The organism is Pseudoxanthomonas sp. 68-E7, assembly GCF_057773145.1.
Genome location: NZ_JBYMTI010000004.1, coordinates 84,718 through 107,113, shown reverse-complemented (window position 1 = coordinate 107,113; position 22,396 = coordinate 84,718). Strand labels below are relative to the sequence as shown.

Annotated in this window: 23 protein-coding genes; 11 read left to right on the top strand and 12 right to left on the bottom strand. The window is 67.6% G+C overall.

Annotation, left to right across the window (positions count from 1 at the left end):
- Positions 1-13: 13 nt before the first annotated feature.
- Complete coding sequence (locus tag AC3DE2_RS11305) at positions 14-652, top strand: hypothetical protein (protein ID WP_488426251.1); 639 nt, start codon at positions 14-16, stop codon at positions 650-652.
- Positions 653-703: 51 nt separating this feature from the next.
- Here AC3DE2_RS11305 and AC3DE2_RS11300 read toward each other — a convergent pair whose 3' ends face one another.
- From AC3DE2_RS11300 to AC3DE2_RS11280, 5 genes are all read right to left on the bottom strand, one after another.
- Positions 704-1,012, bottom strand: a complete 309-nt coding sequence (locus AC3DE2_RS11300) for an XAC0095 family protein (RefSeq protein ID WP_488426249.1) — start codon at positions 1,010-1,012, stop codon at positions 704-706.
- A 388-nt stretch (positions 1,013-1,400) separates the two neighbouring features.
- Positions 1,401-1,625 carry a hypothetical protein gene (locus tag AC3DE2_RS11295; protein ID WP_295382459.1) on the bottom strand — a complete coding sequence of 75 codons (225 nt, stop codon included), beginning with the start codon at positions 1,623-1,625 and terminating at the stop codon, positions 1,401-1,403.
- 106 nt (positions 1,626-1,731) lie between these two features.
- Positions 1,732-2,148 (bottom strand): VOC family protein, encoded by a 417-nt coding sequence (locus AC3DE2_RS11290; RefSeq protein WP_488426248.1) that lies wholly within the window; start codon positions 2,146-2,148, stop codon positions 1,732-1,734.
- Positions 2,145-2,573 (bottom strand): helix-turn-helix transcriptional regulator, encoded by a 429-nt coding sequence (locus AC3DE2_RS11285; RefSeq protein WP_488426501.1) that lies wholly within the window; start codon positions 2,571-2,573, stop codon positions 2,145-2,147. The genes AC3DE2_RS11290 and AC3DE2_RS11285 overlap by 4 nt, the downstream gene beginning before the upstream one ends.
- 217 nt (positions 2,574-2,790) lie before the next feature.
- Positions 2,791-4,020 (bottom strand): vanadium-dependent haloperoxidase, encoded by a 1,230-nt coding sequence (locus tag AC3DE2_RS11280; protein WP_488426247.1) that lies wholly within the window; start codon positions 4,018-4,020, stop codon positions 2,791-2,793.
- Between the two features lie 348 nt (positions 4,021-4,368).
- On the opposite strand from AC3DE2_RS11280, the gene AC3DE2_RS11275 reads away from it, so the two are divergent.
- The 6 genes from AC3DE2_RS11275 (at position 4,369) to AC3DE2_RS11250 (ending at position 10,604) form a co-directional block, all read left to right on the top strand.
- The gene (locus tag AC3DE2_RS11275; protein ID WP_488426246.1) at positions 4,369-4,602 is read left to right on the top strand and encodes a hypothetical protein; all 234 of its coding nucleotides are present in this window, start codon (positions 4,369-4,371) and stop codon (positions 4,600-4,602) included.
- A 137-nt stretch (positions 4,603-4,739) separates the two neighbouring features.
- A complete protein-coding gene (locus AC3DE2_RS11270) occupies positions 4,740-5,441 on the top strand; it encodes a PadR family transcriptional regulator (protein ID WP_488426245.1) in 702 nt (233 codons plus the stop codon).
- Between the two features lie 65 nt (positions 5,442-5,506).
- A complete protein-coding gene (locus tag AC3DE2_RS11265; protein WP_488426243.1) occupies positions 5,507-6,322 on the top strand; it encodes a siderophore-interacting protein in 816 nt (271 codons plus the stop codon).
- Positions 6,323-6,368: 46 nt separating this feature from the next.
- Entirely contained in the window at positions 6,369-7,664 is a 1,296-nt protein-coding gene (locus tag AC3DE2_RS11260) for an MFS transporter (RefSeq protein ID WP_488426242.1), read from the top strand.
- A 30-nt stretch (positions 7,665-7,694) separates the two neighbouring features.
- Entirely contained in the window at positions 7,695-8,378 is a 684-nt protein-coding gene (locus AC3DE2_RS11255; RefSeq protein WP_488426241.1) for a class I SAM-dependent methyltransferase, read from the top strand.
- 132 nt (positions 8,379-8,510) lie between these two features.
- Positions 8,511-10,604 carry a pyrroloquinoline quinone-dependent dehydrogenase gene (locus tag AC3DE2_RS11250; protein WP_488426240.1) on the top strand — a complete coding sequence of 698 codons (2,094 nt, stop codon included), beginning with the start codon at positions 8,511-8,513 and terminating at the stop codon, positions 10,602-10,604.
- Positions 10,605-10,655: 51 nt separating this feature from the next.
- On the opposite strand, the gene AC3DE2_RS11245 is transcribed toward AC3DE2_RS11250, so the two are convergent.
- Positions 10,656-12,605: a peptide-N4-asparagine amidase gene (locus tag AC3DE2_RS11245; protein WP_488426239.1), complete on the bottom strand. Its 1,950-nt coding sequence runs from the start codon at positions 12,603-12,605 to the stop codon at positions 10,656-10,658.
- A 232-nt stretch (positions 12,606-12,837) separates the two neighbouring features.
- Here AC3DE2_RS11245 and AC3DE2_RS11240 point away from each other — a divergent pair, with 232 nt between their 5' ends.
- Positions 12,838-13,401 (top strand): hypothetical protein, encoded by a 564-nt coding sequence (locus AC3DE2_RS11240; protein ID WP_488426238.1) that lies wholly within the window; start codon positions 12,838-12,840, stop codon positions 13,399-13,401.
- A gap of 114 nt (positions 13,402-13,515) precedes the next feature.
- Positions 13,516-14,232 (top strand): ankyrin repeat domain-containing protein, encoded by a 717-nt coding sequence (locus AC3DE2_RS11235; RefSeq protein ID WP_488426237.1) that lies wholly within the window; start codon positions 13,516-13,518, stop codon positions 14,230-14,232.
- 7 nt (positions 14,233-14,239) lie between these two features.
- On the opposite strand, the gene AC3DE2_RS11230 is transcribed toward AC3DE2_RS11235, so the two are convergent.
- From AC3DE2_RS11230 to AC3DE2_RS11215, 4 genes are all read right to left on the bottom strand, one after another.
- Positions 14,240-15,169: a DUF2268 domain-containing putative Zn-dependent protease gene (locus tag AC3DE2_RS11230; protein WP_295382294.1), complete on the bottom strand. Its 930-nt coding sequence runs from the start codon at positions 15,167-15,169 to the stop codon at positions 14,240-14,242.
- Between the two features lie 100 nt (positions 15,170-15,269).
- Positions 15,270-15,866, bottom strand: coding sequence for a hypothetical protein (locus AC3DE2_RS11225; RefSeq protein WP_488426235.1), 597 nt, complete (start codon positions 15,864-15,866; stop codon positions 15,270-15,272).
- A 204-nt stretch (positions 15,867-16,070) separates the two neighbouring features.
- Entirely contained in the window at positions 16,071-16,568 is a 498-nt protein-coding gene (locus AC3DE2_RS11220) for a DUF2938 domain-containing protein (RefSeq protein ID WP_488426234.1), read from the bottom strand.
- On the bottom strand, positions 16,565-17,416 hold the full coding sequence (locus AC3DE2_RS11215; protein ID WP_488426233.1) for a class I SAM-dependent methyltransferase: 852 nt from the start codon (positions 17,414-17,416) through the stop codon (positions 16,565-16,567). Before AC3DE2_RS11215 ends, AC3DE2_RS11220 begins: the two co-directional genes overlap by 4 nt.
- A gap of 75 nt (positions 17,417-17,491) precedes the next feature.
- Between AC3DE2_RS11215 and AC3DE2_RS11210 the strand changes: the two genes are divergently transcribed.
- The gene (locus AC3DE2_RS11210; protein WP_488426231.1) at positions 17,492-17,944 is read left to right on the top strand and encodes a helix-turn-helix domain-containing protein; all 453 of its coding nucleotides are present in this window, start codon (positions 17,492-17,494) and stop codon (positions 17,942-17,944) included.
- Positions 17,945-18,019: 75 nt separating this feature from the next.
- Here AC3DE2_RS11210 and AC3DE2_RS11205 read toward each other — a convergent pair whose 3' ends face one another.
- Positions 18,020-20,836, bottom strand: a complete 2,817-nt coding sequence (locus tag AC3DE2_RS11205; protein WP_488426230.1) for a hypothetical protein — start codon at positions 20,834-20,836, stop codon at positions 18,020-18,022.
- A gap of 20 nt (positions 20,837-20,856) precedes the next feature.
- Between AC3DE2_RS11205 and AC3DE2_RS11200 the strand changes: the two genes are divergently transcribed.
- A complete protein-coding gene (locus AC3DE2_RS11200) occupies positions 20,857-21,105 on the top strand; it encodes a hypothetical protein (RefSeq protein ID WP_488426229.1) in 249 nt (82 codons plus the stop codon).
- A 65-nt stretch (positions 21,106-21,170) separates the two neighbouring features.
- Here AC3DE2_RS11200 and AC3DE2_RS11195 read toward each other — a convergent pair whose 3' ends face one another.
- Entirely contained in the window at positions 21,171-22,370 is a 1,200-nt protein-coding gene (locus tag AC3DE2_RS11195) for a D-alanyl-D-alanine carboxypeptidase family protein (RefSeq protein WP_295382303.1), read from the bottom strand.
- Positions 22,371-22,396: the final 26 nt, after the last annotated feature.

Below are 22,396 nucleotides of genomic sequence, written 5' to 3'. Positions count from 1 at the left end.
GGATCGCGTCGCCATGACCACTCCCTGGCCCTGGCTGGTGATCGCCGGACTCGGCGCCCTGCACGGGCTGCATCCGGCCAACGGCTGGATGTTCGCCGCCGCCCGCGCGATCCACTCGGATCGCGCGGGCCCGGCCTGGCGCGCGCTGCTGCCGATCGCGGTGGGACACGCGGCGGCGATCCTGCTGATCGCCGTCGCCTTCGCCCAGGGATTGAAAGTGGATCCGGAGCTCACCGCGCGCATCGCCGGCGTCGCCCTGCTCGGTCTGGCCGTCCATCGCCTGCTGCGCGGGCACCGCGCGCATGACGGCATCGCGACGCAACGGCTGGGTGCGACCGGACTGGCGCTGTGGTCGGCATTGATGGCCACCGCGCACGGGCTCGGCATGGTGCTGGTCCCGGCGCTGGTGCCGCTGTGCCTGTCCGCCGGCCCCTGGCGCGAATTCGCGGCTTCCGGCGCGTCTTTGCTGCTGCTGGCCGCCGTCGGCGTGCACATGGCGGCGATGCTCGCGGTCACCGGCGTACTCGCGCATGCCGCGTGGCGCGGACTGCGCGCCGGAACCCGTCGCTGGCGAAGCGCGATCTACGCACGCCTGTGGACGCTGGCGCTGGGCGTGATCGGCGTGCTGCTGATCGTGCCACCCCGATTCTGATCGGAGCGGCACGCGCGTTGGACAGGAACCGGACCCGGCCCGCGAACGCCGTTACGGCTGGTCGCCTTTTGCTTTGGCGCGTTTGAGCTTCTTTCCCTTGTTCCCGCTCTTTTTCTGCTGGAGCGATACCCATCGGGCCCGGCTCAGGATGTGGCCGACCTGTTGTTCCAGCGCCTCGAAGCCGGCATGCCAGCGATGGATGGCCATGGTCGGTTCGCGGGTTTCATCGCCGGCGCAGGCGGCGCTGAGGTAGCCCATCAGCTTGAGCTGTTCACGCAGTTGCCGCAGTTGGTAGAAGGCCGGTTCGGGAAACAGGAAGCCGGTCTGGTGCGCGGTGGGCGCGGGGGACGTTGAACGCATTGGCGGTACTCCATTCCGTAGAAAAAACCCCTCCTGTCTCGTTGCAGGAGGGATGCCGGGAGCTAGAAACCGCAAACAGTCGGCCAGGTGTATTTCCCTTTCGGGTGTTGTATTAGCCCACTCCCGGCGCATGAGACGCGCCGGAAAATTATGCCCCAATGTGAGTTCGGACATAAAAAATCCACCCGTTATGGCGGTGGGCACCACTGTTTGTGGAGGTTCTAGCTCCGGCGACGAGTCTGCCGCCGTGCCCAGGCGCGTTCAATGCTTTGACGTTCAATGTTAGGCGGATGACGACGCGGCACCACGCGGCATCACGCGCGTGCGCCGCGCTCGTGTGGAGTCGCGGCACCGCTTCCCACTTGTCGATACCTGCCGTCGTCGATGCCTAGCCCGGATTGGCGCCCGCATCCGCACGCGATGTCCGCCTGCCCAGATACGGCAGCGCGAACAGATACAGGCCGGTGATCATCAGCAGGATCAACGGAAACAGCGCCATCAACCCCACCCACGTGGATTGCTTCTGCATCGCCAGGGCGACGAGATTGGCGAGGACGGTCAGGGTAAAGATGATCGACAGCCAGCGGTGGAACTGGCGGATCCACTTGTTCATCGGGATTTCCTCTGGACGTGGCCCGGGACGCCCCGGGCGGGCATGCATAGGCCGGACGATGCGGCGCCGCGCGGTGTCGCCGGACACCGCGCGGGTCGAACGGATTTCAGTGCTTGCCGCGTCGGGATTCGATCATCTTCCAGCCGTTGCCGGACGGGTCGCGGAAGTTCGCGTCGACGTTGCCGTAGCGCTCCTCCGGCGGCTGGGTGAATTCCACCCCGCGCGCGCTCAGGTCTTCATAGGCCGCGCGGCAGTCCTCGACATCGAGGATCAGCGGCGGCATCGCGCCCTTGGCGACGATTTCGCGCACGGTCTGCACGGTGGCCGCGTCCAGCAGCGGCTCCTGCGGCTTGAACAGGCCCAGTTGGAAGGACGGCTGATCCGGATGCTGCACGGTCAGCCAACGGTAGTCGCCGCCGTTCACGTCGGTATGGACGCGAAAGCCGAGCTTGCCGACGTAGAACTCCAGGGCTTCGTCCTGATCGCGTACGTACAGCCCAACCACTCCAACACCCTGACTCATGTGACCTCCGGTTTCGATGGGGCGGTCTTTGTAGCATCGGCCTCCCGCCGCCGCTTCTCCGAAACTGCGATTGTCATGGCGGGCCGGTGCGCGGCGCTGGCGTAGCAGGCGGGCATCCGCCGCGCCGCCTCGCGGGCGGCCTGCTCGCGCGCGCGGATTTCACTCGGACTTTCGCCGGTGATGTCGCGGAAGGTGCGGCCAAAGGTGCCCAGGCTGTTCCAGCCGGTGTGCAGGGCGATGTCGAGGATGGGAAGTTCGGTGTCACGCAGCAGCGCCCTGGCGCGTTCAATACGACGGGTGAGCAGGTAACGGTGCGGCGGCACTCCGAAGGCATCCTTGAAGCAGCGCGCGAAGTGCGCCTCCGACACATGGCTGACCTGCGCCAGCCGCGACACCGGCCAGTCCTCGTGCGAGGCCGCGTCCATCCGATCCTTGGCGCGCAGCAAACGGCGCAGCAGGTCCGGATCCTGGCCGCCTCGCAGCTGTCGGGGTTTCTGCTCTCGCCCGCCTTTGCCGGGGGCCGGTCCGGATGCCTTCATGGGATCTCACGCCATCGCGCCGGGGCGAACCATACTCCAGCCGGCGCCCTTCCGGCAGCCGGCGGTCCGGCAACCCGCTGTCCGCGCGGCGAGACCGGCGACGCTACGGTGCCGCGCCCAGGTACCGCTGCGCCGCCAGCCGGCCCACCTTGCTTCCCATGTCCTTGCCGACCTCGGTGGACGTGCGGAAATGGACGCCGTCGAAGATCCGCGCCTGCGAGACCTCGTCGACGAACGCCTCGACGCTGGTCCAGCTGTGCTCGATGCCCGGCGCGCTCTCGCTGGTCGTGGCCAGGCGGGGCATCGGCTCCTTGCCCAGTTCGGCCGCCAGCACCGTTCCCACGGCGCTGCCGATGGTGCAATGCGCGCACGGGTACTCCGGGTGCATCGGCGTATCGATCAGCGGCACCCAGCCCGCGTCGGGTTCGGTGGCGTCGTTGCCGTCGCGATCACCATTGCGGATGGCGGTCACCGGACGCCAGAACTGGTAGTGGTACTTGGCGTCGAACACGGCGATGGCCGCATCGTCCATGGCCTGGGTGACGGCCATCAGCAGGCGCGCGTTGCGCGAGGCATCGCGCCCGGGCCGTTCGGCCACCGAATACACCACGCCGTAATAGATCGCCGGAAACGAGGCTTCCCAGAATCTGGCCTGCTCCAGCTGCGCCGGCGTGCGCTGCCGGCTCTCGCGTCCGCCCAGCGCCTTGATCTCGTTGTAATCGCGCGCCCAGGCGACGCTGTCCAGCGTCGGCGGCGGCACCGGCCGGAACTGCGACGCCGTGGCCATCAGCCAGGGTCTGCGCTGGGGCCATTGGGGAACGGCGGGCAGGACGGTAGGCACGTAGACGCCCGGGCTGGTCGCGGGCCGGTAGCGCTCCGATGCCAGCGCGCCATCGTCCTGGCGGAACGCCAGCACCGCGGCCGCCGCGCGCGTGCCCAGGGCGATGCCGTCGCGCTTGCCCTCGCCTTCGGCCACGGAGGCGAGCGCGTCGCGGTACGCGGCCTCGATCGCTTCGGCCTGCTTCGGCAACAGCTCCATCAACGCCGCGCGGTTGGCCGCCGCCACCGCCGCCTCCACGGAGGCGCGGGCGATATGCGGCGGCGTCAACGGATCGGCGGGATAGCGCCGGGTGATGGCGTTGACCGATTCGTACACGGAGGTCTGCACCAGCGCCATGATGCGGTTGGCCACGGGTGTCCCCGGCTTGGCCTGGGCCACGATCCTGGCGGCCGTGCGATTCCAGTCCGTGATCACGTCGGCACGGGCTTCGGCGGACGAAAGCGCCAGCATCACCGACAACGCGAGTCCACCTGCCTTCGGAAGCCTGACCATGCGCGTCCTCCTCACCGGGATTGATGTGGATCGCAACGCCGCGACCCGGGGCGAACGGCCAGGCTGGGCGACGAATGGCGCCCCGGATATCGCCTCTCCCCGCCGCACGCGCCAGATCCGGGATTACGGCAAGCGTCGTGGCGGCCAGGGAGCCCGGCAAGCCACGTATCCGATAGCTCGTCCACTACCCACACCCAGAAGAAGAACGCATCCTGCTGATTGCGCGCGCCGGCGCACCGCATGTAGCGCCGGATTGACCCCCGGGCATGTCACGACGCGCCTTGCCGCACGTCAGACGGTCATAGGCAGGCGTCCGTCCCACCACTATTGCTCAATCGGATGTATCGCATGCTCATCCCCTTCTGGTTTCGAACCTCCCGTGGACTGGGCTATGGCGTCACCGCGCCGACGCTGGAAGTTGCCGAGCGCCTATTGGCCAGGCACGGCCTGCCGGAACCCGGCGTGGAGGTGATCGAGGTGATCGCCGGAATCCGGTTTGCCGATCTGGACGCCGGACACGTCGCACCCAATGCCGGTCCCCTGCAGATCCAGGGCGTCTGGTTCCCCCGGCTCAACCTCTAGATTTCGCCGGAAGTCGGGTCTTTCCGATCTGGCGGCCGACCTCGTTCCTCTGGTTGGCGAGTCCTGCTCAAGGGCTTGACTGACAGTCGTACGATATATATCGTACGACCCATCTTATGACACACCTGGAGTGTGCGATGCGCCGTCATCACCCCCAACATGACCGCCGCGAAGAGGATTGCGGCGGCGATTTCCCCTTCTCCGAACGCTTTTCGCCGTATTCCCTCTGGCAGGCCATCGGCCGTCGCCATGGCGGCCGCGGCGGTCATCGCCACGGTCCCGGCCCCGGCTTTCCCGGCGGCTTCGGCGGTTTTGGCGAGGACGGCCTGACCCGTGGCCGCAAGTTCAGTTCCGACGATCTGCAACTGCTGCTGCTGGCCCTGCTGGAAGCCCAGCCCAGTCACGGCTACGAGCTGATCAAGGCCCTGCAGGCCCGTTCCAACGGCTTCTACAGCCCCAGCCCCGGCATGGTCTATCCGGCCCTGACCTACCTCGAAGAGCTGGGCTACGTGGACGTGGAGGCCGAAGGCAACCGCAAGCGCTACGCGCTGGCGGCGCCGGGACGCGAGCACCTGGAGGCGAACCGCGAGCGGGTCGAGCTGATGCTGGCCAAGCTGTCGCACATCGCGCGCAAGATGGATTCGGTGCGGCGCGCGTTCGCCGGCGAACCGCCGGCCGACGTGGACGAAGGCGGCTGGGTGCCGGAACTGGTCCGCGCCCGCCACGCGCTGAAGCATGCGCTGGTGCGCCGCGATGGCGTTCCGGCGGCGGAGCAACGACGCATCGCCGCGATCCTGGAACGCGCCACCCGCGAGATCGAAGGCGGCGAAGACCGCTGAGCCCACGCTTCCTCCGCCGCCTCCGGGCGGCGGAACCGCTTCATTCCTCCCCCATGAGGTTCCCCATGCCAGAAGCTGCCAACCGGACGGTCATGCGCGTCCGTCATCCCCTCAAGCTGCGCTTGTTGCAGGTCGCGCGCGTGCACGACATCACCCCGCACCTGCGCCGGGTCACCCTGGTGGGCGAGGATCTGCAGGACTTCGTGTCCGCCTCGTTCGACGATCACGTCAAGCTGTTCTTTCCCGCGCCGGGCGAGGAACGCCCCGAACTGCCGGCGCTCGGCCCCAACGGCGTGGAATTCCGCGAAGGCGCGCCGCGTCCGGTGATGCGCGACTTCACCCCGCGCCGCTACGACCCGCACGCGCGCGAGCTGGATCTGGAATTCGCCCTGCACGACGCCGGCCCCGCCACCGACTGGGCCGCGCAGGCGCGGCCGGGCCATTGGCTGGGCGTGGGCGGTCCGCGCGGTTCGCTGGTGATCGGCACGGGCTTTGACTGGCATCTGCTGATCGGCGACGACACCGCGTTGCCCGCCATCGCGCGTCGTCTTCGCGAGTTGCCGGCCGGCGCGCGCGCGATCGCGGTGCTGGAGGTCGCCGACGCTTCCGCACGCCTGGCGTTCGAGACCCGCGCCGATCTGCAGATCGTCTGGTGCCATCGCGAAGACGCCACGCCGGGCGTTCCGCCGCTGTTGTCGGCGGTGCGCGCGCTGGCGCTGCCGGACGGTGACGGTTATGTCTGGGCCGCCGGCGAATCCGCCGACATCCGCGCCGTGCGCCAGCATCTGGTCGGCGAGCGCGGCATCGACAAATCGCGCATCCGCGCCGCCGCTTACTGGAAGCGCGGCGCGCCGGGTGTGCACGAAAACCTCGAAGACTGATTCCCTTTTTCCCCTGTTCCGGTCCCCACGACCGCAAGGATGCTGCATGTATACGTTGAGTGCGCCGCACGAGCGGCGCCTGTTGTGGCTGCTGATGCTGACCCAGTTCACCCTCATCATGGATTTCATGGTGATGATGCCGCTGGGTCCGCAGATCATGCAGGCCTTTCACATCACTCCCGCCGCGTTCGCGGCCGCGGTGTCGGCCTATTCCTGGTGCGCCGGCCTGTCCGGCCTGCTGGCCGCCACCTATATCGATCGTTTCGACCGGCGCAAATTGATGCTGGTCGTGTATGCGCTGTTCGCGCTGTCCAACCTTGCCTGCGCGCTGGCCGACAGCTATGCGCTGCTGCTGGCCTCGCGCGCGTTGGCCGGCATCAGCGGCGGCGTGCTCGGCTCCATCGTGATGGCGATCATCGCCGACGTGATTCCCGGTCCGCGCCGCGGCGCGGCCACCGGCACGGTGATGATGGCGTTCTCGCTGGCCTCGGTGCTGGGCGTGCCGGCCGGCGTGCTGCTGGGCGCGCACTACAGCTGGGCCGCGCCGTTCTGGCTGCTGGTCGGGCTGTCGGTGGTGATCTGGTTCGCCGGTTCGCGCGTGCTGCCGCCGCTGGATCAGCATCTGGCGCGGCAGGCGGTGCCGTGGAGGCAGGCGTTCCCGGAGCTGTTTGGCCTGTTCACCCGGGCGCGCTACCTCAACGCGTTCGTGCTGACGCTGCTGCTGATGGTCGCCTCGATGCTGGTGATTCCGTTCATGTCGCCGATCCTGGTGGCCAACCACGGCATCGCCCCGGACCAGCTGTCGTGGCTGTACATGGTCGGTGGCGCGGCGACGTTCTTCACTTCGCGCGCGATCGGCAAGCTGGCCGACCGGCATGGCAAGCATCGGGTGTTCCGGGTGGCGGTGCTGCTGTCGCTGGCGCCGATGCTGTTCGTGACCCACCTGCCGCACATCGGCTTCGTCGCGATGCTGGCGTTCTTCCCGTTCTTCATGGTGCTGATGTCCGGCCGCATGATTCCGATGCAGGCGCTGCTGACCACGGTGCCGGCGCCCCACCAGCGCGGCGCTTTCCTCAGCGCCAACAGCGCGGTGCAGGCGATGGGCACCGGCTGCGGCGCGTGGCTGGGTGGATTGATGCTGTCTTCGCCGACACCGACCGGCCCGATCAGCGGCTATGGCACCGCCGGCTGGGTGGCGGTGGCGCTGTCCCTGATCGCCATCGCGTGGGTGGGACGGGTGAGCGCCGACGGCGATCGTCCGCAGGCGCCGGTCGCGGAAACCGGGCGGGAACCGACGGAGCCGGAGCCGGAACCGGCGGCGCTGGCGCAGGGCGAAGGCTGAGCGCCCGCCCCGCCGCCCGACATCATTCCCATGACCTCGCCCTCCTCCGCGTTCTCCGATGCCGACGCCGTGGCGCGCTACGCCGAAGGCCCGCCGCGCCTGGTGCCCGGTTTCGCCGACCTGCAACGGATGGCGGGAATCCTGCTGGCCGAGCGCGCCCCCGCGGACGCGAAGGTGCTGGTGCTCGGCGCGGGCGGCGGGCTGGAACTGAAAGCCTTCGCCCAGGCGCATGCGGGCTGGTCATTCACCGGGGTGGATCCGGCGCGGCCGATGCTGGATCTGGCGGCGACCACGCTCGGGCCGCTGGCCGCGCGGGTTGAATGGATCCACGGCGTCATCGACGACGCACCCGAAGGCCCGTTCGACGCGGGCGCCTGCCTGCTGACCCTGCATTTCCTCGACGCGGTCGAGCGTCTGCGGACCCTGCGGCAGGTTCACCGGCGCCTGCGCCCTGGCGCGCCGTTCGTGGTGGCACACGCGAGCTTTCCGCAGACGGGCGAACAGCGCGAGCGCTGGCTGTCGCGCTACGCCGCCTTCGCGGCGGCATCCGGCATCGACCCGGCGCAGGCCGAAGCCGGACGCAGCGCCATCGATCGGCACCTGCATCTGCTCACGCCCGACCAGGACGAGGCGATCCTGGCGGAAGCCGGCTTCACCGGCGTCAGCCTGTTCCACGTCGGCTTCACCTTCCGCGGCTGGGTGGCCTACGCCTGACGTCGATCCGGTCGCACCGTTGGCCCCCGTCGTCCCGCCGTTCGTCCCTGCGCCCCGCGCTCCATCCCTTCGCTTCCCCTCGCCACGCAGGCTGCATGCACACTCCCGCCGCAACGACACGGGAGTGGACACATGACGGGCAAGGCGTGGTGGACGTGGATGGGCGGCATCGCCCTGGCACTGGCGGGTGCGGGCAGTCGCGCGGCGGACCCGGGCGACTGGTCCAGCTACGGCGGCGCACCCGGTGGCGGCCAGCATTCGCCGCTCACCCAGATCACTCCCGCCAATGTCGGCCGCTTGCGCATCGCCTGGTCGTTCCGCACCGGCGAACTGGGCGCCGGCCTGCCGGATCCCGAGCGGCGGCGGTTCGAGGCCAATCCGCTGGTGGTGGGCGGCCGCATGTACCTCAACACCGGCACCGGCATCGCCTTCGCGCTGGATGCCGCGACCGGCCGCGAGTTGTGGTCGTTCAACGCGAAGGTGGCGCGGACCAAGCGCTACAGCGATCCGGCCTCGCGCGGGGTGACCTACTGGCGGGATCCGCAGGCCGCCGAGGGCGCGGCCTGTCGCGAACGCATCGTCTACGGCACCCTGGACGCGCGCCTGATCGCGCTGGATGCGCGCGACGGCAAACCCTGCGCGGGTTTCGGCGACGCGGGCACGGTCGACCTGCGCGCCGGCATCACCCTCCACGACGAGCCCGACAGCGAGTGGCGCAACTACGCGGTGACCTCGCCGCCGGTGGTCGCCGACGGCGTGCTGGTGGTCGGCAGTTCGGTCGGCGACAACCGCGCGCACGCACTGGAAGAAGGCGTCGTGCGCGGCTACGACGCGCGCAGCGGGCGGGAACTGTGGCGCTGGGATCCCGTGCCGCGGGATCCGGCCGAAGCCGCCGCGCGCGGCTGGCAACCGGAGCAGGCGCGCACCGTGGGCGCGGCCAACGCGTGGGCGCCGCTGTCGGTGGATCCGGCGTTGGGCCTGGTCTACGTGCCGACCGGTTCGGCCAGCCCCGACTACGCCGGCGCCGAGCGCCTGGGTGAGAACCGCGACGCCAATTCACTGGTGGCGCTGGATCTGCACAGCGGCCGGCGGGTGTGGGCGCAGCAGCTGGTGCATCACGATCTGTGGGACTACGACCTGGCGTCGCAGCCGGCGCTGGCCACCGTGCAGACCGCGCAGGGTCCGCGCGAGGCGGTGCTGCAGGCGACCAAGACCGGCTTCCTGTTCGCGTTCGATCGCCGCACTGGCGAACCGGTGTTCCCGATCACCGAAGTGCCGGTGCCCGCCTCGGACGTCCCGGGCGAACAGGCGTGGCCGACCCAGCCCATGCCGGAACCCTCGCTGCGGCTGGCACGCCACGCGCCGCTCACGCCGGAGGACGCGTGGGGCCCGACGCCCGGCGAACGCCGCGAGTGCGCGCGGTTGATCGCGGGCATGCGTTCGGAAGGCATCTTCACCCCGCCCAGCGTGCGCGGCACCATCGCCCTGCCCGGCTGGGCCGGCGGAGTGAACTGGGGCGGCATCGCGATCGATGCGCAACGCCAGATCGCGATCCTGCCGGTGTCGGATCTGCCGATGCAGGTGGCGCTGATTCCACGCAAGGCGTTCGACTGGGACAAGGACGACGCGTTTCCCGAGCAGGAATTCAACAGCATGGACGGCACCGGTTACGGCATGCGTCGCGGCGTGCTGGCCTCGGCGCAGGGAACGCCGTGCGTGAAGCCGCCCTGGGGCCGGGTGGTGGCGGTGGATCTGCGTGCACGCAAGGTGCTGTGGGAACGCCCGCTCGGCACGCTGGAGGAAGAGCTGCCGTGGCTGCCCTTGAACATCGGCATGCCGGTGCTGGGCGGCGCGGTCACCACCGCCAGCGGCCTGACCTTCATCGGCGCCTCGGCCGACGCGCGCTTCCGCGCGCTCGACAGCGCGACCGGCAAGGTGCTGTGGGACGCCAAGCTGCCGGCCGGCGGACAGGCCACGCCCTCGGTGTACGCGGTGAACGGCCGCCAGTACGTCGTGATTGCCGCCGGCGGTCGCGAAGGCCTCGGCCCGATGGGCGACTACGTGATCGCCTACGCGCTGGACGGCGAAGGCGAGGAAGTAGTGTTCCAGCACGGCGTCGCGGTGCGGATGAGCGTGCTGGGCGCCGGCGGGTTGCTGGTGCTGGGCGGCGTGTTCGCGCTCTGGCGGTACTGGCGACGCCGACGCGCAAAGCGCGCTGCCGCCTGACGCACGATCATCGCACCGCCGCGCGAATGCGGCGCTGCGATGCACCCAGCGCTACCGTTCCGCCCAGCCCAGGCCTTCCGGCGAGCCATCCGGATGCGAGGCCCAGAACAGCCGGTTGCGCCCATCCGGGCAGTCCGTGCCCTGCGTGTACGCCACCAGCGCACTGTCTTCGGCCGCCATGTCCGCGCTGTAGCAGCCACCGTGGGAATCACGGAACCGGTAGCGTTGATCGCCCAGTTGCTGATCCGCATCGATGGCGACGTTGGCCCGGCGCTCCAGGCGGGTGTAGTAACGAACCACGCCGGGGCGCGAATGCGCGCCGTTGCGGGTGAACGCCTGCTGCAGATCCAGTGATGCGCCGTGGTAGTCCAGCACCAGCGGATAGGCGAAGGTTTCCGTGTCCTCGGCCAGCACGGTGACGCCCCGGGTCCGCCGGCTGATGCCGGTGATCGTGCTGTCCAGGCGTACCTGCAATCGATAGTCGTCCTGTTCTCCTTCACCGGTGCCCAGCGCGTCGGGCATCAGCCGGTTGTTGAACGCCAGGCGCTGCTCGACACGATGCTGGATGCGTCCACGCGATGTTTCCGCGTAGCCCTCGATGACATGGCTGTGCGCGAATGTCGTGGTCACCGTGCCGCCGACCCGGCCGGTCGCGGCATCGCGCGCCAGCGAGGTGTCGACGATGGGATCCAATGACGCCCCCGCCAGGGTATTGCCGGTGACCGCGCCGGTGATCTGCGGCGTGCCGGCATCGCGATAGACCAGCAGCGTGCCGGTGAGGTCGAAGGCGGTGATGGTGCCGCCGCTGACCATGGACAACGCGACCTTGTGCGGCTGGCCATCGCTGAGCTTGCCGGCGAACGGCGACAGATCCACCCGGTAGGGCATGAAGTTCAGCGCCAGCGGCGGCGGCGCGGGCTGCGCCAGCCGTGGACCGCGATCCGGATTGACCTGCGGATACAGGCGCGGAAACACCGCGGCCAGGCCAGCCGGTTCATCGTCGATGCGCACCAGCACCTGCCGGAAACTGCCGCCGCGACAGCCCTGGCTGGGCAGATCGCCTTCCAGTCCGCGCCGGTTGGGACCGATCGCCAGCCGGCTGGCGAGTTCGGGGAAGGCGCTCATCGCCGCATCGGGCATGCAGGTGAACCAGAACAGGTCGTTGCCGTAGCTTGGATGCGCCATCACGTCCAGGTAGGCGCGTTCGACATTGCGCGGCAGGGTCAGCGTCGTGCCCACCTGATTCGCGGGCGTGCTGACCTGCTGCCAGCCGTTCGACGTCAGCGGATGGACTTCATCCGCCACGCGCGGGACGCGGTTGACCGGCGTCGGCGGATAGAACAGCAGCGTGGCCGACGCGTAGAAGGGTTGCTGGAAGTCCGGCGGGTAGCGCGGCGAGGCGCGGGCTTCCAGGGTGCCGTCGCCCGGTTGCGCCAGCAGCGCGCTGTAGTCGGTGACGTCGCGCTCGACCCGCCAGTGCGTCGGCACGTCGTTGTCCTGGCCGCCGCCACTGTAGAGCGGGACACCGGACAGCGACACCTGCGCGAGCATCAGGCCGTCCAGATAACTGGCGGGCGCGTCGTTGCGGAAAGACACCTTGAGGATCACCTTCGCCCACGGCCCCGGGCATTGCGCGGGAGGCGCATATGGAAAGACGCCATCGCCGTTGAACCAGGCGATACCCGCTTCCGGCAACGCGGCGTCGCGGAACAATTCAACCACGCACGGCGTGCCCGACGGACGCGGCACCGGCGGTCCGATCAATACCGTGTCGCGGGTGCCGGCGGGCGGTATGGCGGTCGCGACGAGATCGAGCGCCTCCCCGGGCGCGGTCCTCGCAGGTGCGAGCGTCGCCGGTGCATGGCTCGCATCGGCGGAAGATCGCGGCAGTGCGGCCGCTCCGCCCGCGCCCTGCGCGTACGCGCCCAGGAAGGCAACCGCGATGGCGGCGAACAGGATCAGGCCCAGCGAATGGCGCGTTCCACGCGGCGAACCGGTCATGGCGCGATACCTCGTGACGGGATTGCGCGGCGGAGCCTAGCAATGCGCGCGTGTAGGCACGGGTCACGTCTTCGAACAGGGCGCAGAGGCGATCGCGGCGTTCACGATGGCGGGCTCAGGCATTGGTTCAACCGTTTTCGCCGTCCCGACTTCTTGCCTGCTTCACACAACCGCCCTGTTTGCTCCATGTTCGCCTCGCACGCTGGGGACACCTCTGGAGGGAGACCCGATCATGGCCGCAGACACGCAATACCCCCGTGGTCCGCACCTGCCCGGCTGGCGCCTGCTGATGTGGGGCGGCGCCGCGACCTTGTTGTTGCTACCGCTAATCGCCATGCAGTTCACCGACGAGGTGGACTGGACGCCGTTCGATTTCGCCGTGTTCGGCGCGATGCTGGCGCTGGCCTGCGGCACCTGCGAACTGGCGGTGCGGCTGAGCCGGGGCAATCGCCTGTATCGCATCGGCGCGTTCCTCGCCGTCGCCACCGGTTTCCTGCTGGCGTGGGTGAACCTGGCGGTGGGCTTCGTCGGCACTGAACGCAATGCCTACAACCTCTGGTACGCCGGCGTGCTGGCGGTGGCCGTGATCGGCGCACTCATCGCGCGTTTCCGTCCGCGCGGCATGGCCGCCACCTTCACCGCCGCGGCGATCACGCAGGCGGCGGTCGGCCTGGTCGCCCAGATCAATGGCATGGCGCATCCGTGGCTGGCGACGGTGGCGTTCACTGCATTATGGCTGGTGTCGGCACTGCTTTTCCGCGCCGCCGCGCGGTCCGGCACGCATACCCTGCCTTGACCCCGCGATCGACCGGCGGGCGTCTGACGAACGGCGAAGGAAGCGCATGGATTCCAGTGGCAGAATCCAGCCACCGGACCGGAACGCCATACAACAGGAGCAGGCGAGACTCCCGTGAACAGCGAACGCCTGGAACGCATCCGCGACGGACGCACCGATCTGGTCTTCGAGCACATCGCCGACGGCCAAGCGGCGACCGACACCGACGCCCATGGCGTCCGGCTCATCCGCTGGTGCGCCTACTACGGCGATGCCAGCGCCGTCCGCTTCCTGCTCATGCATGGCGAAACACTCGCCTCGCTCGGTGACAACCTCGGCTTGGGCGATGCCGTCTTCCACGGCCACTGGCCGCTGTGCCAGTTCCTGCTCGAACAGGGCGCGAGCGCCGACCATGTCGTGCCCGAAACCGGCGAATCACTCCCGCATCTGGCACTGTGCAAGGCCAACCGTCCGGCCTACGACCTGATCCTGGAACTGCTGCTCGCGGCAGGCGCGAATCCCGATCGCGCCACCCTGCCCGGGGTGGAAACCGGCGGTTTCATGCGCGATGTCCGCACCCGGGGCGAGACGCCGCTGCATCGCGCGGCGGCGTTCGGCAGCGAGAAGGCCATCGACCTGCTGCTGGCGGCAGGGGCGCGCGTCGATGCGCGCGATCGCAATGGCGACTCGCCGCTGGGCTGGGCGAGCTGGCACCTGCGTCCCGACGCCATCCTGCGCAAGCTCTGCTTCGGCGATCACTTCATCCACCCGGCGCGCAATTCCACCTACGACCACGGCACCGGTTGGGGCGCGATGGGCGTGGGCCGGCCACACCTGCGCACTCGCCCATGAGGTGCCGCTAGCGCAGATCCATGCCGGGCTGCCAGCCACTGCGCGCCAGGAACTGCCTGGCGTCGCGCAGTCCGATGATGTCGCGCAGCGCCTGGCGCTTGTCGCTGGCGTTCCGGTAGTAGGCTTTCACGATGCGATAGCCGACCCAATAGCCGAGGTCGCCCGGATTGCCGGGCTTGCTGTTGTAGATCCAGTCGGACAGATCGCGCTTGTCCATGTCCGCCTGGAACTTGGTCTCGATGGCCTTTTCCAGGCCCTTCGTGTTGTGCTTGAGATGCAGGTAGGCCACCTCGCCGGAAATCAGTTCGCCGACGAATTCGGCGGCGCCTTCCATCAGCGCGCTTTCCAGCACCGTGGCCTGTTCGGTCTCCACGAACGCCGGCAGCTGCTGGACGTGTACATACTCGTGCGCGATCACGTAGACGAAGCGGTCCTCCACGTCGGGGTTGATCCAGTCGGTCGCGCACAGCGCCTCCAGGCCGATCTGCACGCCGGTATCGGCGCTGGCGGTGCCGACCGGCTTGCCGCGGCCCACTGCGATGGTGACCGCGGGCACGCGTGCCTCCGGATACAGCTCGACCAGCTTCTGCAATGACGCCTTGAGCCGGGCCCTGCTGGCGGGCAACACCGCCATGCAGCGTCTGGCGTCCACGTAGACCTGCGGGTTCCTGGCCAGGTTGGCGGCGATGGCCTCGCCGGTGATCCGGCGTGCCTTGGCGAACTGGTGCAATCCCGCGGAGCCACCGTCCAGATAGTCCCGCTGCAACTGCTCGGCGGTCGGCTGTCCCTGGGTCCGCTCGTACAACCGGTAGAAGCGATCGACATCGCTGATGTCGATGACCGGCTCGTTCGCCTTCGGCGCATCGGCCGCGCCCGCGGGCAGCGGCAGGCCGCCCAGCACCATGCACACCACCATCGCCTTCAATGCCACGCGCATGTTCCATCACTCCGGGGGGAATGACGCCACGCTACGGACTGCGACCGTGGCGGAACAATGGCCGTTGGTCACCCTGACTCCCGGCCCCCGCGCGGGAACGTCATCGTTCCGGCAAACGCTCGACGGTCATGGCCTTGCGCATGCGCGCGATCACGCCATCGTCAGGCTCCACGTCGCTGGCCGCGCGTTCGGCATAGATCAGCATGAGTTCCTTGCGCTGCGCCGCGTCCGGCAGATGCACCAGGCGGACGAAGGCCATGTTTTCCGGCAAGCGCAGGTTCGCCGCGGCGATGAGTTGCTCGACCTGCTCCAGATCCGAATCAGCTGGCGCCGAAGTACTCAGGGCTCGTCCCCAGGTATCCAGGTGAAAGTCCAACCCGTCCACCGTCAACAGGCGCGACTTGGCGTAGTCGCCGGCGTGCGTGAGTTCCGGGCGGCTGGGGATGTAGCCCTCCGACTGGATCCAGTACAGGCGTTCCACCACGCCCTGCGCATTCTTCTGCACGTACAGGTGACGATCGCAGTCGGCATACCCGTACAGGACCCAGCGCCGATTGCCCAGATAGTGGGCGGCCGCCGGAACGTCGATTCGCGCGGGCGGTTCGAACGATTCCACGCGGGCGCCGCTGGCCCGAAGCCGGGGTTCCACCGCGCCGGCGCCCGTGGCCAGCGCCGCCAGCAGGATCAGTCCTGACACGCCAGGCAGAAAACGCCGGGCATACCGCTGCACAACCAAATGATGCGGGTTCATGTGCGCACCACCGCGCGACGAAAGGGAACCAAGGCATCGTGGTGGCGGCCTCTTGCGTCGGCATGTGCCGGAAGTCTTCGGGTCTTCCTGCCACCCGGGGCAGCCGAGGTCGCTTGCGCGGACGCACGCCGACAGGGGTACCGTGTCGTTTCAGCGCAAGCTGGCGAGAGCACACCCGCTCAAGTACAGGCCGACACCGAAAACCGCATGCGTGACCAGGCTGTGCAGGCGGGCTTTCGCCGGATTGGGCGTGCGGCGCGCGGCGATACCCGCGCCCATGCCTGGCTGCATCAACAGGAACGGTGCGACCACGCTGCCGATGCCGACGATCAAGGCCGGCGCGAGCGTGGGCCGATCACGCCAGGTCGATCCCCACAGCGCCAGCAGGATGCCCGCGAAGGCGACGCCGGTGAGCAGGTGCACCACGATGCCGATGGCCTGCTCGCCGCGCACCGGCGGCGTCGCGGCAATCGGCGCGTGGCGGAAACGGCCACGCGGAAGATACGCCACCCAGCGCCCGACCCAGGCGTAGTTCAAGCCCGGCAGGCCGAGCCAGCGGCGACGCAGCCAGACCCAGGCATCCATCAGCGCGGTGGCGCCCAGGCCAAGCACGATCGCATCCATCACGAAATCCACGGCCGGCGTCATGGCGCCACGCCTCCGGCATGCGCATCCACCTGCCAGCAGGCGGCGGTGAAACGGATCTCGGCGCCATGCACGTACGGCTGGAACGCCTCGCGCATCGCCGCGATCACCCGTTCGCGCGTGTCGGCATCCGCATCCTGCAGGACCAGCCCCACCTGGCCGAGGCGGGTGATGTAGGGCACCAGCATCGACTCGGGCAGCGAGCAGGGCAGGTTGAGCGGATGGATGCCGATGTCACGCCAGCCCGCATCGTCCAGCACCGCGTGGATCCGTTGCGGATCGGCGAACGCGAACTGGCCGGGGCCATCGGCACGACGCCCGGGCAAGGCGACCCACGGCGCGGCGGCGCGTTCGGCGGTGGTCATGAAGGGATTGTCCGCGGGCCCCCGCCAGGCCACGAAACGCAGCCGTGCATCCGCCTTCGCGGATCGGCGCAGGTTGGCGAATGCCGCCACCGGATCGCCGAAGAACATCACGCCGAAGCGCGAAATGATCCGATCGAAATGAGCCGGCGGGAACGGATGCACCTGCGCATCGGCCTGGATGAAGTCCACGCGCAGGTCCTCGCGGCGTGCGCGCTCGCGTGCCAGCGCCAGCATCGGCGCGGAAATGTCGACGCCCACGCATTCGCCCTGCCCTCTCGCCTGGCGCGCCATCGCCAGGGTGGTGGCGCCGGTGCCGCAACCGACATCCAGCACGCGCGCGGCGGGCACGTCATCCAGCGCCTCCCGCAGCACCGCGATGAAGGGATCCAGCATCGCATCCAGCAGGGCCTGATAATCCACCCACGCCTGCCCGCCCACGCCGTTCCAGAGCCTGGCCTGCTCGTCCGCGATCCCGGTCGTGTCCATGGTCAGCCGCACCCGCTTGTGTCCGCAAAGGAGGAAGCGCACTCTGCAACTTCAAGTCGACTTGAAGTCAAGCCCATGCAGGAACTGGATATCGGCCAGGTGGCCGAACGCACCGGCGTAGCCGCTTCGACCCTACGGTACTACGAGGAAAAAGGCCTGATCCGCGCCATCGGTCGGCACGGCCTGCGACGCGTGTTCGACGCCCGCGTGCTGGACCAGCTGGCGCTGATCGCGCTGGGCCGCGCCGCCGGCTTTTCGCTGGACGAGATCGCCGGAATGTTCGGCGCCGACGGCCAGCCGCGCATCGATCGGAAGCGCCTGCTGGACAAGAGCGACGAGCTGGATCGCACCATCCGTCTACTCGGCGCGATGCGCGACGGCCTGCGCCACGCGGCCGCCTGTCGCGCGCCCAGCCACATGGAGTGCCCGACGTTCCGGCGGATTCTCAACACAGCTTCGATGCGTGCACTGAAGGGAACGATGGGTTCGCCATTTTCCCGGCGTGGACGAAAAGTCCCCGAAAGATGATGGAGTCCGTCAAACGACCAGTAACTGAAGTCCCATGAGACCATGTGATTTCAGCTGTTCATCAGCAGAACTAGCTCAGCGTTCTCGCGGCCTCTTGATGTGAAAGTGGCTGTTGTGAACTTCGTCGTAGCCAAGGCGCTCCTGCGGAAAGCCCCATGCCCCCAGCCCCGCATCAAATCGGTGACCGGGAACCGTCAACACGCCGTCGACCAAAAGGCTTCTGGCCCAACCGTGAGGCAATCTCACTCCCCCAACAACATGCGCGCTTCCCACGGAGTAGTAAACAGCCTCTGCATCGGTCGTGGTCAGAATCTCGGCAAATCTTGCGCGCGTCTGGGAAATCCAGGCCAACACTCTTGTCCTGTCATTCGCGGCTTCCTGTTCTGGCAATGAAAGGACTCGGATCACCGCACGACGAAGCGCGACGTAGTTGTCTTCGCCCCTAATAGCCCCCGGAAACTGGTATACGTGGTACAGGTCGATATCGGTACCGACATCGTGCGTCTTGTGGCCAATGTCGCTTCCATGCTCTCCGGAGATATCGTCGATCCGGGTCAGCAACCTTCCATGTCGGTCGATGTATTCCCACGTGCGTGCCGATAGCCAGTCATCGCCCCCCACGTCGCGCATGCCGTAGCGCCGCTCGGGAACCCGCCATGCCTCCTGCATGCGCCACAAGGCCCGCCTGGGTGCGCCGGATGCTTCTGCGGATACCTGGTTTCCGTCTGGCATCTCCGCTTCGACGGTGAACTTGTGGTAGATCGTGTGCGCCGGTGGGGGAACGGTATTGATGCCACTCCCGGAGTGAAGCGTCACCCGGACCCGAACCGTATCGTCGTCAACCATGCGTACGTTCTGGCCGATACCCTCGTCCAGTACCAGGCCGCCCCGCATGCTGCCGCTGCCATGCTCAAGTTCGGCACGGACGCGGGTAACCCTGGCACCAGCGGGCTTGTCCAGTTTCAATGAATACCACCGGGAGATTTGATTGTTTTCTCCCTGGAACGGGATGCTGTAGGTCGCGTGATCCCCCTTGGTTTTCGAGAGATCATCCGGTACGACCTCGGTGATTATCATTTCCCCAAGGTCCTCACCCAGGCTCGCATGCACGACCGTGGGAAGAAGGCTGTCTGCCACATTCATCGCCGTGGCCGTCAATATAAGATCGGCCGTTCCATCCACAGTGAGTGACCCCACGTCGAAGTATTGACTGATGTATCCCGTCGTGCCGTCCGCGCGCCACGCGGGCGCTCCCCGGAGTTGCGCATTGACATTGCTGCCGATGGTGAACAGCTGGCCTCCCCCCTGATTTGCGGACAAGCGCAGCGACCAGGTGTCGTTGAATACGCTTTGCTTCTGCACGTAATCCGGATACTCGGCAGTGGAGACGTTATATCGGAGCAACACCCGCTGTGTCCCCCGTGGGATCGTCAATGTCCGGGAAGCCGTCACCGGTTGACCCGCCCTGGCCGCTCCGACCCGCAGACTGATGCCTCCTGATTCCATTGCGTCGGTTCGCTCAAGAGGCTCGACAGCACGATGCAGGCGCCTCCTGGCCTTGTCTTCTTCCGCGTCGCGCAACCACTGCCCGCTTCCGTCCGGAACACTCCTGTTGGGCGATGCCAAGGGCACCAGCTCATACTGGGCATGGCCCGCCAGGATATCCTTGGGATGCGCCATCAGGACCTTGACCAGGCTGGATTGACGCAGGAAGAACATGGCGTCTCCATGGTAGTGGAGCCCCGCGTCGATGGTCATGCCTTTCAACGTGGCGTTTCCCAAGGGGACCGGCCCGAACGAGACGGCGCCCGCGGCATCGGTGGTCCGGGTCAAGGTCAGGTCCGTTCCCATCAGGTTGTAGGTGACCTCGATGCCCGCCACCGGCAGGGATGGATTAGACGGCGGCGCCTCCAGTACCACGTTGAGTACGTGCTGGCCGAGATACAAGGGGTGGTATCCGCCTAACGTGAAGCCGAGCGCATCCACCCCATTGACGCTCAATCGAAGGCTTCTGCCTGCGTATGGCGCGATGGCCTTCCTGATGACGTCCATCGTCACGGGATACAGGCGACCTTCCGCATCCACCCGGAAGTCGTCCGTCAGAAAGGCCAGCCAGTTCCCGATGTCGTCCTCCAATTCCACCTGCCCCACATGGTCGACCGGTCGCGGCACGCCGCCTTCCAGCAGGGTTATCGTGAAATCGTTGGCATCCATGGGAAATATTCCGTTTTTTACAGAGCTGATGGAAATCTCTGCCGGCGAAACCACTTCCTTTCCATCGTCCAGGATCAGTTGCAGCGGCACGGTCTTTCCGGCCATCGCCTGCACCGTGGCGGTGGCGATCGCGCTGGATGGAACGATGGCCTGGACGGTGACCAGTCCAGCGGGAACCTCCAGCCGCGCCCGTCCATCCGTGTCCGTCGATTTGAGGTAGGTTCCATCCACGAACAGATAGACTTCATCCCCCGCGCGGTCGCCCCTTCCATCCGGCCTTGTTTCGTTGAAACGGAAGACTTCAACATCGAGGAGGGTCCGCTTGGGCGCTCCTCCCCTCGCGACGCACTGGCGCAGTTCATCAATGAACTCATGGACAATCTGCTTGCTTTCGGCGGAGTTTCCTCTCACCCCATTGCTCCCGATCACCAGATCGAGCTTGTCCAGCGCTTCAATGGCCTGAGAGGGCTGCTTCGATTTCCAGAAGATGCTCCAGGCCGCATTCAGATGGGCGGTGAGGCCTTGCTGCGCTCCATGACCCTTTATCTCGCTGGAGACTGCGATCTTCGCGGCGTCGAACTCGGCTTTGCAGCCGGACTCCTGAGCTTGGCCTGGGTTGGCATGGGCATCCCGCTGAAAGGGGAACATCAGGATTGCGCCGACCAATACCAGCGCCACCCCCTTCCCCAAGAATCTTGATGAACCAGACCTCGCATGACGTTCTTGCATGTGTTTCCCCTTGCGCTTCAAGAATTCCCTTTTTTGCCCAGGTCTCATCGCGAGGATTGCTGGGCGGCCAGGAGGCATTTGAAGCACAAGGATTGGTCTGGGCGGGGAGCTTCATTTGTTTTTTCAGAGCATTCCTAGTGACGGACTGCCCGGATTCGAGCAATGATCCACAAGGAACAATTTCCACACTCCTGTCTTCAGCAGATCAGAACCGCTGATTCCCCACGCAAAAAGAAGCCGGCTTGCGCCGGCTTTCCTGTTCATTGCATTGGGCGCACGGAACTCAGTCCGACTCCCACCACATCCAGAACGCATCCCACAGGCGCTTGAAGAAGCCGGCTTCCTCGACGGCGTTGATCGCCACCAGCGGGGCCTGGGCGATGACCTTGCCGTCCAGGGTGACCTTGACGTCGCCGATGGCCTGGCCCTGGGTGATCGGCGCGACCAGGGTCTTGGGCACGTTCATGCTCGGCTTCAGGTCGCCGTAGCGACCACGCGGCACGCTGACCAGCATCGGCTGGGCGACGCCCAACTGCACTTCCTTGGCCTGGCCCTTCCACACGCGCTGGCTGGCGATGACCTTGCCCGGTTCGTAGAGGCGATGGGTTTCGTAGAAACGGAAGCCCCAGTTGAGCAGCGCCAGGCTGTCGTCGGCGCGCTGCTTCTCGGAGGTCGAACCCATCACCACCGCGATCAGGCGCTGGTCGCCGCGCTTGGCCGAGCTCATCAGGCAGTAGCCGGCGCCGGAGTGGTGGCCGGTCTTGATGCCGTCCACGCTGCCGTCGCGCCACAACAGCAGGTTGCGGTTCGGCTGGGTGATGGTGCCGACGGTGAATTCCTTGATCTTGTTGAACGCGTAGGTTTCCGGGTAGTCGCTGATCAACGCGCGGCCGAGCAGGGCCAGATCGTAGGCGGTGGAGTAATGCTCCGGCGCCGACAGGCCGTGGGCGTTGACGAAGTGCGAGCCCTTCATGCCGATCTTGGCGGCATAGTTGTTCATCAGCGAAGCGAAGGCTTCCTGGCTGCCGGCGGCGTGTTCGGCCAGCGCGATGGCGGCGTCGTTGCCCGACTGCACGGCCATGCCCTTTTCCATGTCCAGCAGCGGCGCGGTCTTGTTGACGGCGAAACCGCTGTAGCTGCCGTCGGTGCCGGCGCCGCCCTCGCGCCAGGCGCGCTCGCTCATCATCACCTGGTCATCGGGACGGATCTTGCCGTTCTTCTGCTCGGCGGCGAGCACGTAGGAGGTCATCACCTTGGTGATACTGGCCGGCTCGACGCGCTGGTCGTAGTTCTCGCCCGCCAGCACCTGGCCGGTGATGTAGTCCATCAGCACCCAGGCGGTGCCCGCCGGCTTGGGCGGCGGCGGAATGGCGACGGACTCGGCCGGCGGGGCGGCGGGCGCCGGCTGCGGCGCCGGGGTCTGCGCGATCGCCGCGCCGAAGGCGGCGGTGGCCAGGGCGGCCAGGGCGAAACGGAACTTCATCTGCTGCGAACTCCTGACTGGGCGCG